This is a genomic window from Streptomyces sp. NPDC051963 (genome assembly GCF_044593495.1).
Lineage (GTDB): Bacteria > Actinomycetota > Actinomycetes > Streptomycetales > Streptomycetaceae > Streptomyces.
In genome coordinates this window covers 16,812-30,028 of record NZ_JBIUCC010000001.1, presented here as the reverse complement: position 1 = coordinate 30,028, position 13,217 = coordinate 16,812, and the positions used below count along the sequence as shown (strand labels likewise).

Annotated in this window: 9 protein-coding genes and 1 pseudogene; 3 read left to right on the top strand and 7 right to left on the bottom strand. The window is 66.8% G+C overall.

The annotated features are described in order from the left end of the window. Window positions 1-770 precede the first annotated feature (770 nt). The gene (locus ACIHFB_RS00145; protein ID WP_143638266.1) at window positions 771-1,025 is read right to left on the bottom strand and encodes a hypothetical protein; all 255 of its coding nucleotides are present in this window, start codon (window positions 1,023-1,025) and stop codon (window positions 771-773) included. Between the two features lie 609 nt (window positions 1,026-1,634). Here ACIHFB_RS00145 and ACIHFB_RS00140 point away from each other — a divergent pair. Further along, the gene (locus tag ACIHFB_RS00140) at window positions 1,635-1,847 is read left to right on the top strand and encodes a hypothetical protein (protein ID WP_400124605.1); all 213 of its coding nucleotides are present in this window, start codon (window positions 1,635-1,637) and stop codon (window positions 1,845-1,847) included. Window positions 1,848-1,958: 111 nt separating this feature from the next. Here ACIHFB_RS00140 and ACIHFB_RS00135 read toward each other — a convergent pair whose 3' ends face one another. Together ACIHFB_RS00135 and ACIHFB_RS00130 are read right to left on the bottom strand one after the other, a co-directional pair. Then, window positions 1,959-2,192 (bottom strand): hypothetical protein, encoded by a 234-nt coding sequence (locus tag ACIHFB_RS00135; RefSeq protein ID WP_400124602.1) that lies wholly within the window; start codon window positions 2,190-2,192, stop codon window positions 1,959-1,961. A gap of 365 nt (window positions 2,193-2,557) precedes the next feature. Further along, the gene (locus ACIHFB_RS00130) at window positions 2,558-5,881 is read right to left on the bottom strand and encodes a S8 family peptidase (protein ID WP_400124599.1); all 3,324 of its coding nucleotides are present in this window, start codon (window positions 5,879-5,881) and stop codon (window positions 2,558-2,560) included. Between the two features lie 461 nt (window positions 5,882-6,342). On the opposite strand from ACIHFB_RS00130, the pseudogene ACIHFB_RS00125 reads away from it, so the two are divergent. After that, window positions 6,343-6,723 (top strand): annotated as a pseudogene (locus ACIHFB_RS00125) (response regulator); the annotation flags it as partial. 143 nt (window positions 6,724-6,866) lie between these two features. Here the strand turns inward: ACIHFB_RS00125 and ACIHFB_RS00120 are convergent. From ACIHFB_RS00120 to ACIHFB_RS00105, 4 genes are all read right to left on the bottom strand, one after another. Then, entirely contained in the window at window positions 6,867-7,097 is a 231-nt protein-coding gene (locus tag ACIHFB_RS00120; protein ID WP_365282077.1) for a transposase, read from the bottom strand. 19 nt (window positions 7,098-7,116) lie between these two features. Then, a protein-coding gene (locus ACIHFB_RS00115; RefSeq protein ID WP_400125560.1) for an IS5 family transposase occupies window positions 7,117-7,967 on the bottom strand; the annotation gives its coding sequence in 2 pieces (ribosomal slippage) (window positions 7,117-7,602 and window positions 7,605-7,967; 849 coding nt in all). A 78-nt stretch (window positions 7,968-8,045) separates the two neighbouring features. Further along, complete coding sequence (locus ACIHFB_RS00110; RefSeq protein ID WP_400124595.1) at window positions 8,046-8,699, bottom strand: GPP34 family phosphoprotein; 654 nt, start codon at window positions 8,697-8,699, stop codon at window positions 8,046-8,048. A 375-nt stretch (window positions 8,700-9,074) separates the two neighbouring features. Further along, window positions 9,075-10,274 (bottom strand): IS110 family transposase, encoded by a 1,200-nt coding sequence (locus ACIHFB_RS00105; RefSeq protein ID WP_400124591.1) that lies wholly within the window; start codon window positions 10,272-10,274, stop codon window positions 9,075-9,077. Window positions 10,275-10,707: 433 nt separating this feature from the next. Between ACIHFB_RS00105 and ACIHFB_RS00100 the strand changes: the two genes are divergently transcribed. Further along, entirely contained in the window at window positions 10,708-12,597 is a 1,890-nt protein-coding gene (locus ACIHFB_RS00100; RefSeq protein WP_365288553.1) for a S9 family peptidase, read from the top strand. Window positions 12,598-13,217 lie beyond the last annotated feature (620 nt).

Sequence of the window (13,217 nt, the reverse complement as noted above, 5' to 3'; positions counted from 1 at the left end):
GGTGCCCGGGGCGGTGGACCGTCCCGGGCACCCCTCGTGACCGGCTGGCCAGGCTGGCGCGTGCGCCCCGTGTGGGCCGGATCAGCACAGCTGCCGACAGGCCGGCCTGCAACTTCGCGGCCCCGTGGCGCGGGCTCCACCCCTGCCAGGCCACGGGAGCACTTCAGCGGGACTCGTTTGGAAGACTGGCTCCGCCGAGACTCTCAAGGGGCGGGGCGACATGAGCGATCAGCGGCGCCACCGCCTGCGTCCGGATGTCTCGCGGAAGCATCCCGGCCCGTGGATGGCTCGGCCAGTGGGACCACGGGCGTGTCAACGAGCGAACCAAGGACGGGCGTCTCGACGCCCTGAGTTCAAGACCCTGGTGGTTATAGAGGAACTCCTCCGGGTCGTTCGGGTCGCCGATGGACGAGTTCCACGAGTTGAGCGCCTGGCACTCCGTGTGCCGCTTCTCCTGGTCGGCCTCGCCCGGCAGCGCCTGTCGCCATCCGGCGACTGCCGGAGGTTCGAAGATGTTTGTACGCGTCGAACGACTTGCCGTTCATGTCCACGGCGCCTTCTTGCCGTTGGGCAGCTCTACCGGAAGCAGGATGTCGGGGACCCCGCGCCCGACGCGGTTGCGACCGTGCTGGCCGGCGGGCGAACGGGCCCCACCCAGAGCCTGCGGCCCGAACGGCAGCAGACGGGCCGGGCTGTTGGTGAGACAACGGGGAGCGGCCACCCTGCGCAGCGCGTCAGGGTGGCCGCCTCTTCTGCGCCTTGCGAAGCGGTCAGCGCACCCAGACGGTGTACTCGGCGCGACCACCCGGACCGTCGCACCACACCTCGTCATACCCGTTGTGCTGGGCGTTCGGCAGCTCCTCGGCCTCGCACTGCCTCTTCGAGTCATACGTCATACCGCCAGCCACGTGCCAGCCGCTGCCGGGTGGGGGGACGGCGACTGCGCTGGTGGCGGTCAGCGGGACTGCTATCGCTGCGGCGCCGACGGCGAGGCCGACGGTGATGCGGGAACGCCACGACTTCATGAGCTCTCCTTCTGTTGGCTGCACCGTCCCTAGGCAAATCACCCGGGATCCGTGCGTGGTCCCTCTGCGGCTTGCAGCGTGTCTTGATCGACACGCCGCTCACGGAGTGACACTAAGCGCCAGTTTGACATTTAGTGACTTCAGTGGCCACCCTCAATGGAGTGACCTGAGTCACAGCAGGGTGTATGCGCAGAGGCCGTGGCAGCAGACCTCGACCGCACTCGAGCGAGTCCACGGGCCACAAGAAGGCGGTAAGGGTTGGTAGGTGATCTGCCGTCACCTGAACGGATGGGGCTGGGCCACCCCAGCCGGTCGCTCGCTCGGCTGAACACCGTGAGCAGGACTGCTCGGCTGCGGGTCGCCGAAGTCAAGGGCATCGGCGGTGGTCGCGATCGGCTATCCGGGCAGGACCATCGCCGACGTGCGCCGCGTACCTCGAAGGCCGGCCACGGCTACCGAGGCCCGCGAGCGCGGCATCAGCCGTGGCGCCGTGCGTACCGCTGTGGTCGACCTCATGCCCGACCACAGCGCGGCCGACCACCAGACCACATCTGCCACGAAGCAGTCGTCACCCTCTGTACGCCGGGCAAGTTCGCCGAATTCCTCAGCGTGACCGAGCTGGACGACGCCGAGTGGGCCACACCGCCGCCGCTCCCGCCGTGCACTGCCAAGCCGCTTTACGGCCCCCAGGGCGCCCCGACCGGCCCGGGTGCGAAAGCCGTCCGCCACGGACTGCGCGACCGCCGGATCATGCCGGTGATCTCCCACAAGGGCGCCCCGAACATCAAGGGCCTGGGCAAGCTCCGCTACGTCGTGGAGTAGACCTTCGCCCTGCTCCACCAGTTCAAACGCCTCGCCGTCCGATGGGAACGACGTCTCGAACTCCACGACGCCTCCTCTCATTGGCCTGCGGACTGATCTGCTGGAGGCTCCTCAAGAAGGCCCACTCATGATCCTGTTACGAGCTCTATGGGCCGCGGTGGGATCCTTCATCATGAGCTGGAGGGCAACCTTGCTGTCCTCGCCGTACGTCTCGTACCGGTCCAGCTCGCCGAGGAAGAACTTGCCGATGATCTTCTGGAGACTGCCGTTGCCGCCGCCGCCGAGGACAGCCTCCTGCGGGTTGAATGCCCGATCGATTGGATACGCGTCGCAGTATCGGGCCATCTGATACTGCGGGCTGGAGCAATCGCCGAGTATCGATATGCCGCCTGAGCTGCAGCGACGACCTTTCGATCCCACAGGCATCCGGCTCACCACCGGACGGCACCGAAACCGGTGCCTTGACCGGGCTCTCCTCCGCCGGCACCGAACGGCATCGTGACCTCCTCGATCAACAACAAGCCGCCCGCTGCCTGCCCCTACCCCGTCGCGATCACGCCCCGCACACGAAGAGGCCCCTGCTCATCGAACAGGGACTCCCTTTGCCGCAACGCACTCATACCCGGATGACCCGCCGGAAGCAGAGCTTCCGGCGGGCCATCCGTACGTGTCAGCGTTCAGCGAACCTGTCGGTGATCCACCGGATCATGTCACTTCCCGTAGTACGCGTTGTAGATCGAGATCGTCGACTTGTTGCCCTTCTTGTCGGCGATCTTGGCGTGGAACGAGATCCCCTTGCCCTTGGCCGGGTTCGTGACCGCAATCTTGCCGTTCTTGACGGTGACCTTCTTCCAGGTCTGCCCGTAGTCGTACGACACGTACACCGCCAGGGACTTCAGGTTGCTGCCCGCTGCCGAGCCCTGGACGGTCACCGGGACGGAGACCTTCTTGTCCGCCGGAACCCTGCTGTCCAGGCCGACGGCCGCGTCGAAGCGGATCGAGGACGCGGGCAGCCTGGCCAGGTCGGCCTTCTTGGAGCGGAAGGTCCAGCTGGCGTCGACGCGGGTGGAGGCCGCGGCGACCTTGACGCTGCGCTTGACCGAGGTGGTCAGCTTGTACGCGGCGTCACCGGCCGGGACCTCGAAGACGCCCGCCCCTTCCAGTGGGTCGCTGTTCGAGCCGACCTTGGCGCCGTTGCGATAGAGGGTCGTGGTGACCGACGAGTAGAGAGAGGAGCCGACGTGGGTCTGCCCGTCGGCGAACAGCGGCAGGGAGCCGTAGATGCCGTTGCCATCGCGGTAGATGCCGAGACTTGAGCCGATGCGCGGGCCGAAGACCGCTGTGTTGAAGGTCTTCTTGTAGCTCGTGGCGGCCTTGAAGGTCTGCGGGGCGCCGAGCGTGTAGACGGCCTCGACGATCGGGAAGCCGTTCTCGTCGAACCCGCCGTGCTGCTCGAAGTCGAGTTTCCACTTGACCCCGCCCGCGCTGGACAGGCGCAGCGTGCGCGTGCCGGGCAGCTTCTGCTGGGCCCCGGGCGCAAAGGTGCTTGTACTGCCGGGCAGCTCGCCCCAGGCGTAGATCACGCCCTTCTTGCCGCTCGACGAGGCGCCCAGACCGGTCTTCACCGTGGCCAGTTCACTCGCCTTGTAGTGCTTGGTGTAACCGGTGGCGAGCTGCTTGAGCTTGCCGCCGGCGAGGGTGTCGTACTCTGCGGCGGGCTTGATCCAGTGACCGCCCCACTGCTGGTACAGGGTGCCGTCGGTGATCTGCGGGCCGGCGTGCGCGGTACGGAAGTTGGCGTACGAGTCCAGCCACCAGCCGTACGAGTTGCTGCCGTCCGGCACGCCGACGGTGTACAACGGCGTAGCGACCTCCGACTTCGCCGCCGCGTCGGGCACGGTGATGTCCACCGGCTTCGCGGTCCGCGCGTCCACCGTGATCGTGGCCTTCTTGGTGATGCTCAGCTTCGGCTGCGTCACCCAGTCGAAGCCCTTGGCGGGGTCGTCAGGGTCGACGTGGACGGCCGAGTTGAAGATGTAACCGCCCTTGGGAAAGCGGACCTTGACGGTGCCGGACTCGTCGTAGGGCGAGTACCACTTGCCCTGGGCGAGCCCGGTGACACCGTCCAGTTCGGCGTTGTAGTACTTCGCCGGGTTGCCGTCACGGCCGATGAACTTGAGCGTGACGTCGTACGACTCCACCTCGCGCTGCACCGCCGCCGCCGTGCGTACGCTCTGGCCGCCGCCGGTCGCCGTCACATACGCGGAGTAGGCGCCGTCGAGCGTGCCGCCCAGCCTGGTGTTGACCGTGAGGTCGGCGGAGGCCGAGCCGCCCGCCGGGACCTTCAGCGTCTTGGTGCCGAGGGTGAAGAAACCGGCCGGTGCGGCCTGCCCCTTCGGGTCGGTACCCGTCACCGCGAGGGTCAGCGTGACATCGGTCGTCCCGAGGTTCTTGTACGTGACCTTGTCGGTGACCGGGGTGTCGTCGGTGTGCGGCCACTGCTGGATGCCGAAGCTCACCGATGTCGGGTCGGCGATCACGGTCTGCTTGATGGCCTTGTCGACCTGGACGCGTCCTGAACCCTGCTGGAACGGCGTGTACTTGCCGTCTTTGGCGGAGCCGGTCAGCGCGCCCTTGAGCTCGGTGTACGTCCAGTCGGGGTGCAGCTGCTTCAGGATCGCCGCGGCGCCCGCGACATGCGGGGTCGCCATCGAGGTACCCGAGATGCTCACATAGCCGGCCGGCTTCTCGCCGACCTCGTTGGCTATGACACTGCCCGGAGCCGAGGCCGCCGTGATGTCCACGCCGGGCGCGGTCACATCGGGCTTGATCTGCCCGTCGAGGCCGGGGCCCGTGCTGGAGAACGAGCCCAGCTTGTCCGTGTCGTCGACGGCGCCCACGGTGAGCGCCGCCTCCGCGCTGCCCGGGGAGCCGATCGTCTGCTCGCCGAGGTCGCCGTCGTTGCCCGCGGCGATCGCGAAGAGGACGCCCTTCTCCTTGGACAACTTGTTGACCTGGGCTTCGAGCGGGTCGATGCCGAGGGTGTCCCCGCCGCCGAGGCTGAGGTTCACGACGTCGGCGCCCTGCTCGACCGCCCACTCCATACCGGCGATGATGCCGGAGTCGTCGCCGGAGCCGTCGTCGCCGAGCACCTTGCCGTTGAGCAGCTTGGCGCCCGGTGCGACGCCCTTGTACTTGCCCGCCGACTTGGCACCCGTACCGGCCACGATGGACGCGACGTGCGTGCCGTGGCCGTACTTGTCGGTGGCGTCGGCGGCGGTGGAGAAGTTCTTCTCGGCGACGACCTGGTTCTTGAGGTCGTCGTGGGTGGCGTCGACACCGGTGTCCAGGACGGCGACCTTGATGCCCTTGCCGTCGTACCCGGCGGCCCACGCCTTGTCGGCGCCGATCTGCGGAACGGACTTGTCGAGGCTGGCCTTGCGGACCCCGTCGAGCCATACGTGGGCTATGCCGGACGCGGTTTTCGCGCCACCGGACCGCGTGTCGGTGACCGCGTCCCAGAGGTCGCTCGCGTCGGCCTTCGGCGTCAGGACCGCGTCCGCGTTCAGCGACTTGAGGGTCCGGCGGACCTTGGTGTCACCGGCGTCACGGACATCTGCCTTCGCCGCGGCGGCCGCGCCGCGGTAGCCGACGATCAGCTTGAGGCCCTGCTTCTGGGCCTTGCGGCTGGCCGACTTGTTGAGCTCGGTGACGTCGAAGAGCCGCTGGTCGAGCTTGCCGCCGGCTATCAGCCGGGCCGCGTCGGCCGGTACGACGAGCGTGTGCCCGCCGGCCGTGCGGATCTGGACGGGTATCCCCTCACGACCCTTGGCCCGCTCCAGGCCGAGGACACGGCCCTTGGCGTCGACGACCACACGGTCGCCGGTGATCAGGGTGACGCGGTGCTTGGGCGTGGTCTGTACGGCGTGGTCACCAGCCGTACGCTCGGCCTCCGCCGACACCGGGCTGGTCATGCCCGCCGCCAGGGCCACGGCTGCCGCCGCGGCGATCGTGGCCACGCACGCTCTTTTCACTTGTCTGCGCAAGTCTCCCCCTGGAGGCTATCTGAGAACTTGTTGTCTTCCGGGTGAAATCACTGGGTCTCTGCTGGTCAGGCGTCCATCTGCCGCCGACCGCTTCGCCATCGACGCGGTGTTCCTCATGTCGGCTCGTACGGGCAAGGGTTCGCTTTAGCTCGCCCGCTCGGACCTCCCCTTCGCTTGTGGCGTGATGATGGCCCGTCGTGCCCTTGAGCTTGACCAACTCGGCTCAGCACCCCCGCGTCACCGCAGACGCACCCGAGGCTGGGGACCGCCATCGGTCACAGGCCGGAGCGGTGACTGACGACGGGCGCGTGCGGGAGGGGACACCGTCCTGGCCGCGGCGGGGACACGTTCAGCAACGGACATCGGTGGCAGGGCCTTTCAGCAGTGGCGAAGAGACTCGGCCAGCATGCCGGGACCTCGTTGACCGGATGCTGATCCAACCTGACCGGATGATCAGGAAGGCGGGTCGGCGCTGTGCCAGGCTGCACCGCACGCGCATCCTGGTGGTCGAAGACGAGGTGGACCTTGCCCACACCCTGCGCACCGGTCTGACCGCCGAGGGCTACAGCGTCGACCTCGCCCATGACGGCCGGCAGGGACTGTGGATGGCCCGGACCGGCGAATACGCTCTTGTCGTACTGGACTTGATGCTGCCCGGACTCAACGGCTACAAGGTCTGCGCCCAGTTGCGCCGGGAGGGCAACGCGACCCCCATCCTGGTCCTCACCGCCAAGGACGGAGAGTGGGATCAGACGGAGGCCCTGGACACGGTGGCCGACGGCTACCTGGCCATACCCTTCTGCGACATGGTGCTCGTCGCACGGCTGCGACGAGGGCGAGGGTTTGGGTGATGTCGTTGACGTTGGCCGCGGTGGTGATGGCGTTAAGCGGGGTGCCGCGTCCGTCGCAGATCAGGTGGTGTTTGCTGCCCGTTTTCCGGCGGTCGACCGGTGAGGACCGGTCGCGCCTCCCCCTATTTCGCGCGGATGTGGGAGCCGTCCACGCACGCTCTGGACCAGTCGAGTTCGCCGGCCGCGTTCAGAATGCAGTGCAGCTGGCCGAAGACTCCGGCCTGCTGCCAGCGGTCCAAGCACCGCCAGCAGGTCTGTCCGGAGCCGAACCCCAGCTGCAGGGGCAGGAGTTGCCAAGCTATGTCGTTGTAGAGCACGTACAAGATGCCCTGCAGACACAGCCGATCCGCCACTTACGAGCTCTTACAGCGGCTAACACAATGAGCTGGGTTGTCGGTGGGTGATCAGGCAGCAGGCGAGTTTGAGGAACGCTTCGTGTATGTCGGCTCGTCGTTCCCAGCGGATCCGCAGGCGTCGGAAGCCGTGCAGCCAGGCGAAGGTCCGCTCTACCACCCAGCGGTAGGTGCCCAGGCCGGTGCCGTGTCGTGTTCCGCGGCGGGCGATGGCGGGGACGATGCCGCGGGCTCGGACCTGGTCGCGGTAGATGTCGTGGTCGTAGCCGCGGTCGGCGAAGAGCGAGTCGGGTTTGCGGCGCGGTCGTCCGCCCCGGCCTCGGACCGGCGGGATCGCGTCGAGCAGGGGCAGGAGCTGGGTGACGTCGTTGCGGTTGCCGCCAGTCAGCAGGACGGCGAGCGGGGTGCCGTGTCCGTCGGTGACGAGGTGGTGTTTCGAACCTGCCCGGCCCCGATCGACCGGCGAGGGACCCGTGTGGCTCCCCCTTTTAGCGCTCTGACGTGGGAGGAGTCCACCACGCAGCGGGACCAGTCCAGCCGCGAGGCCGCGTTCAGTTCGGCAAGCAGGACCTCGTGGAGCCCCTGCCAGACGCCGGCCTCGTTCCAGTCCCGAAGGCGGCGCCAGCACGTCATGCCCGAGCCGAAGCCCATTTCCTTCGGGAGGTACTCCCACTGGATCCCGGTGTGCAGCACGTAGAGGATCCCGCACAGCACTTCCCGGTCCGGCAACGCCTTGCGGCCCGGGTACCGGAAGCGCCGTTCACGCTGCGGCAGCAGCGGCTCCAGACGATCCCACAGCTCATCCGACACGATCCACGGCGACGTCCGCACACCAGACCGAACGCTCAACTCCCGTCCCGGACACGGCAACCAGAGGCGATCCACCTCATTGTGTTAGCCGTTGTTAGGCTCGCATCTGCGGACGTGCGCATTTTGGGTTTGTCCTGCTCAGCTCCATCCGCCGCCGACAGACCGACTGGAAAGCACCGAGTTTGACAGGGCTTTGCGCAGGCCCGGTATTTCTCGATCGAATTTCTTGGCGAGTTCCTCAAGCGTATCCTTGTGTTTGCGGCGCTCGGAACGGTTCAGTACGACCCCCATGGTCGCGTCGCTCTCCAGGGCGATCACCGGCAGTGCCACTTGCGCCAGGGGCAGAGTGGACGGGTCGGCAGTGGTGGTGACCCGCGTGCGCAACGCTTGCTGCACAGTTCGGGCCTCCTCTTCCCGCCGCAAGGCAACCTTGCTCCCTCCCAGCAGACTGAAGATGCGGCCGGTCTTCTTTTCGATAATCCCAGCAGCCGTCAGCTGGTTTTCGACCGGTTTCTCGGCCTTGTGCGCGGTGTTGTGTACCAGTGCCATCCACTTTTTCGGCCTCGCGTGCAGCTCTTCCCACACAGAGGCAAGAAATGGATCCGTCGGTGATTGGTCTCCAGTTACGCGAACCCGGCGCCCGTCGGTCTCAGCCTGTCCCGCAAGGATTAGCTCGGTCAGGGCGGCAGCGCGCACCCGCTGCCCGCGGAACTGTAGAAGAGTGGCCGGAAACTTGTTCTTCGTGAAGGCGTAGGTGCACAGGTAGATCTGCTGCGGAAGTGTGAGATCCATGTGAACTCCTTGAATACGTGGCAACAGGACCAGTTCCTACTGCATGGCGCGATCCACAAGGGCCGTTGACGGCATATTGGGTTCGCTGGCCTCGGCCGTCGACCTGTCGGCGTAGCGCTTTTCCTGACTCGACGGGACTGCAGTTGTTTGAAGGCGCCATGAATCAGCACCACGGTCCCCGCCCCACAGCAGGAGGCTCGTGATCTTCATGGCGGTCAACTCTCCCGAAGTCCATCGTGGGCAACCTCGGCATCGTGTCACTAACTGTAATACTGACACTTGGTGACAGTATTGCCCACCCCTCGCGTATGTGACCTGCGCCACGAGTTCACTGCCAGTCGAGCGGTCACTCGGGGGGTGCCCCTGTGACTTTGGTCAAGGGACAGTCGGGGTTGGTGGTTGGTAGAAGGTGCCGTCGCGGAGCATCGCGAAGAGCACGTCGGCTCGGCGTCGGGCAAGGCAGAGGATGGCCTGGGCGTGGTGCTTTCCCTGGGGGATCTTGTTGTCGTAGTAGGTGCGGGAGGCCGGGTCGGCCAGCGCGGCGAACGCGGAGAGGAAGAAGGCTCGCTTGAGCTGCTTGTTTCCCCGTCTGGAGGGCTGTTCGCCGCGGATGGACGACCCGGAGCTTCGGGTGGCTGGGGCGAGGTCGGCGTAGGCGGCGAGGTGGGCGGCGGACGGAAATGCGGTGCCGTCGCCGACGTCGATGAGGATGCGGGCGCCGGTCCTGATGCCAATGCCGGGCATGGACATCAGGACCTTGGAAAGAGGGTGGGCCTCCAGTAGTTCCTCGATCCGATGGGCCGGCAGTTTGCGCTGGTCGAGCGCTGCCTGAAGCGAGTTGGCGAGGCTCGGGACGATCAGTGCGGCCGCATCCGTGACCGGAACGACGACGCTCTGCTCGTCCAGTGCGGTGAAGACGTCGTTGATCAGACGCTCGGCCATGCGGGGCGCCTTCGGGCGGATCGGAGCGATGAGCCGTCGGCGTGCGGCCTTGCGGATCTGTGCCGGCGAGCCGAACTTGTCCAGCATTCTGAGGACGGCCGGGTGCTGCGTGCGCGGGCCGATGACTCGTTCCAGGTGTGGGTGGATCTGGGTGAACAGGCCACGGAGCCGGTTGGAGAGGCGATTCGCCTCGGCGGTGAGGTCGTCGTCGAAGCCGACGATCATCTGGAGCTCGGCGATGGTCTCGTCGTCGAGGTCGACCGAGCGAAGCGTGTGCGGCATCGCCCGGGCCGCGTCAGCGATGATGAATGCGCCTTTCGCGTCGGTCTTGGCCTCGCCGGGATAGAGGTCGGCGATCCGCCGCATCGTCAATCCGGGCAGGTAGGCGACGTGGCAGCCCAGATCCCGGGCGACGGCCAGCGGCAGGGCCCGATCGAGGCCACCTGGTCGACGATGACGAGGACGGTGCCGTGTTTGGCCTGCAGCCTGGCGAAGACCTCGCGGAGCTTGGGTTCGCTGTTGGGCAGCCGTGTCGAAGGTCTTCTTTCCGGCCGAGGTGAGTGCGGTGGCGTGGTGTTCGCCCTTGCCGACGTCCAGTCCGAGGTAGACGTCGATGTCGCTGGTGTCGATCACGTCGTGGTTCCTTCGGTGCTGTTCACCCGGCCTGCCACGGCACTGATCGCCACATCCGCATTACGTAGATCCTCCCGACCTGCGAAGAAGCCGGTGGGCATGCCCCTGATCAGCGGTCTGTCAGTGCCTTCGGAGTTGGTGACACCACCCCCCCGGGCCATGCACTCGACAAGGGGAGGTAGTCATGCCAACTCCGAAAGCCGGTAACCCCGTTGCGGGGCTACGAAGACGGTAGGGGGCAATCGACGGCCCGCAGCGGCTGGACGTGCGGCGCACTTGCCATTGCTGTCACTTAGTGACACTGTCATTAAGTGACAGCCTTCGATCGCTGAACGGTGACCGGCTCCAGGCTGCGGACCCACTCAGAGCCCTTGCCGACCATCATCAGGGCCTCATCACTCGCTGTCCGGAGACAGCCACAGGAAGGACCCACATGGCACTGCCGAAGCCGATCAGCGTCGAGGAGCTCTTTGCCCCTCCCGTCCGTTCGAGAGCCTCCCTCTCGCCGGACGGCACCAAGATCGCGTACCTGGCTCCTTGGGGGGACCACCTGAACCTGTGGATCGAGAGTGTCGACGCGCCCGGGGACGCGCGGCGGGTCACCTCCGAGGACCGCAACCTGCTGAGCTATCACTGGACCGACGATCCGAGGTGGCTGCTCTATACCCGGGACCAGGGGGGCGACGAGAACCGGCACCTGTACCGCGTCGATCTCGAAGACCCGGACGCAGCGGCTACTGACCTGACCCCTTACCCCGGCGCACGCATCATGGATCTGAAGCTGCCCGCCGGGCGGCCGGGGAAGGCGGTGTTCTCCTCGAACAGCCGGAATCCCGCCGCGTTCGACCTCTTCGAGCTGGACATCGCCACCGGTGACCTGCGGACCCTCGCGGAGAACACCAGAGGCGCTGCCACCACCCTTTTCCATGGCGGCAGCGGAGACCCCTTCACCAGCGACGTCACCGAACAGGGCGACCTCAACCTCTCGCGCTGGAACGAGGCCACGCAGACGTTGCGCCACATCGCGCAGTTCGACGGTGCGGACTATCCGCTGGGCGTCTATCCGCTGGAAGTTACCGCCGACGCCGGCGTTCTCTTCGGTTCGAACCGGGGCTCGGACAGACTCCGCCTGGCCCGGCTGGATACAGCAACCGGGGAGGAGACGGAGGTCGACTCCCACCCGCAGTACGACCTGGACACACGAGCCCGTGTCTTTCCCGCACTGCCCTCGCCGCTCATCTTCAGCCGACGTACCGGCGAGCTCATCGGAGTTCGCTACCTCGGGGAACGACTGGTGATCAACGCACTGGACCCGCACTTCGCCGAGGTCTTGGAGAACCTGAGGAACCTGTCCGATGGCGACCTGGCCCACATCTCGTCCGACGAGAGCGAGCAGCGGTGGGTCGTCAGCTTCACCCACGACCGCGATCCCGGGGCCACATACTTCTACGACCACTCCTCGGGCGAGAGTCGCCTACTGTTCCGGCCCCTTGGCCACCTGGATCCCGAGCAGCTGGCACCGATGACACCGGTGACGATCACCGCTCGGGACGGTCTCGCGCTCCCCTCCCACCTGACACTGCCCATCGGGACAGAGCCGCACCGGCTGCCGCTGGTCCTGCTCGTGCACGGCGGTCCCTGGGACCGGGACAGCTGGGGGTTCAACCCTCTCGTCCAACTGCTGGCCAACCGGGGCTACGCGGTGCTTCAGGTGAACTTCCGCAGCTCCACGGGGTACGGCAAGTCGTTCATGAAGGCCGGCATCGGGGAGTTGGCCGGCAAAATGCACGACGACCTGATCGACGGTGTGAACTGGGCCATCCAGCAGGGATACGCGGACCCGGACCGGGTGGCGATCCTGGGCGGCTCCTACGGTGGCTATGCGGCACTGGTCGGAGTCACCTTCACGCCCGATGTCTTCGCCGCTGCGGTGGACATCTTCGGGGTCTCTGACCTCGCCAACTTCCTGCGCAACCAGCCGGAGTTCGTCCGGCCGGCCCTTGCCGCCAACTGGTTCCGCTGGGTCGGCGACCCCGCGGATCCGCAGCAGGAGGCCGACATGCTGGCCCGCTCACCGATCAGCCATGTGGACCAGGTCCGTACACCGCTACTCATCGCCCAGGGCGCCAACGACGCCCGGGTAGCACAGGCAGAATCCGACAACATGGTCCAGGCTCTCCGGGCACGTGGGGTCCCCGTCGAGTACATACTCATGGCGGACGAAGGGCACTCCATCGAGAACCCGGAGAACTTGATCGCCGTGTATCACGCAGTGGAGCACTTCTTGGACGAGCATCTCGGAAACGGCCGGGACGCTACGTAGCCGTCGTCCGGGCCGTGGCGGTAGGCGGTCGGCGTAAGGAAATCCGTGAGGCCCCGCAGCCCGGAGGCCGCAGTCTCCGCGGTCGCCATCAGTGGATGCTCTGCCCAGCAGCAGCGGCGGGGAAGCGCGAGGCGCGGGACGCGAGCGCCTGGGGGAGACACAGCAAACCGGAACGGAGCCCGCGCCGCCATGGTCAAGATGTGGAAGAAGCTACCGAAGTCTCCCTGCTTCGCCGTGCTGAAGCCACTCCGGGTATGGCGTGCCGAGGAGGAGCTGACCCTCGGCTCGCCTCAGCGTTACTACCGTGCTGGGAGGGCCGGCGGAGGGAGGCCGTCGAACGCGTGGCCGCGATGCAGTTCGACCGCAATGGCGACCGCGTCTGGCGCCAGACCCGGCCCCTGCTGGAGGACGGATGATACCCGCAGGGGCCTCGGCTCAGTCCAGGTTCCCTATGGGGTCTGCACCGAGCCGACCAACATCGAGGCCGGCGGACAAGACTGCCCGGTGCGGTTTCGCTGCGTCGGCTGTGACCACTTCCGTTCCGATGTGTCCTGTCTCCCCGACCTGCAGGCATACATCGCCGATCTGCGACGCGGGCGGAAACGGCTGGTGGCGTTCGC

Bases quoted from the DNA above. Each gene is read 5' to 3' on its own strand.
- ACIHFB_RS00145 (WP_143638266.1), bottom strand. From the start codon at position 1,025: ATGAAGTCGTGGCGTTCCCGCATCACCGTCGGCCTCGCCGTCGGCGCC.
- ACIHFB_RS00110 (WP_400124595.1), bottom strand. From the start codon at position 8,699: ATGGATCTCACACTTCCGCAGCAGATCTACCTGTGCACCTACGCCTTC.
- ACIHFB_RS00135 (WP_400124602.1), bottom strand. From the start codon at position 2,192: ATGGCCCGATACTGCGACGCGTATCCAATCGATCGGGCATTCAACCCG.
- ACIHFB_RS00100 (WP_365288553.1), top strand. From the start codon at position 10,708: ATGGCACTGCCGAAGCCGATCAGCGTCGAGGAGCTCTTTGCCCCTCCC.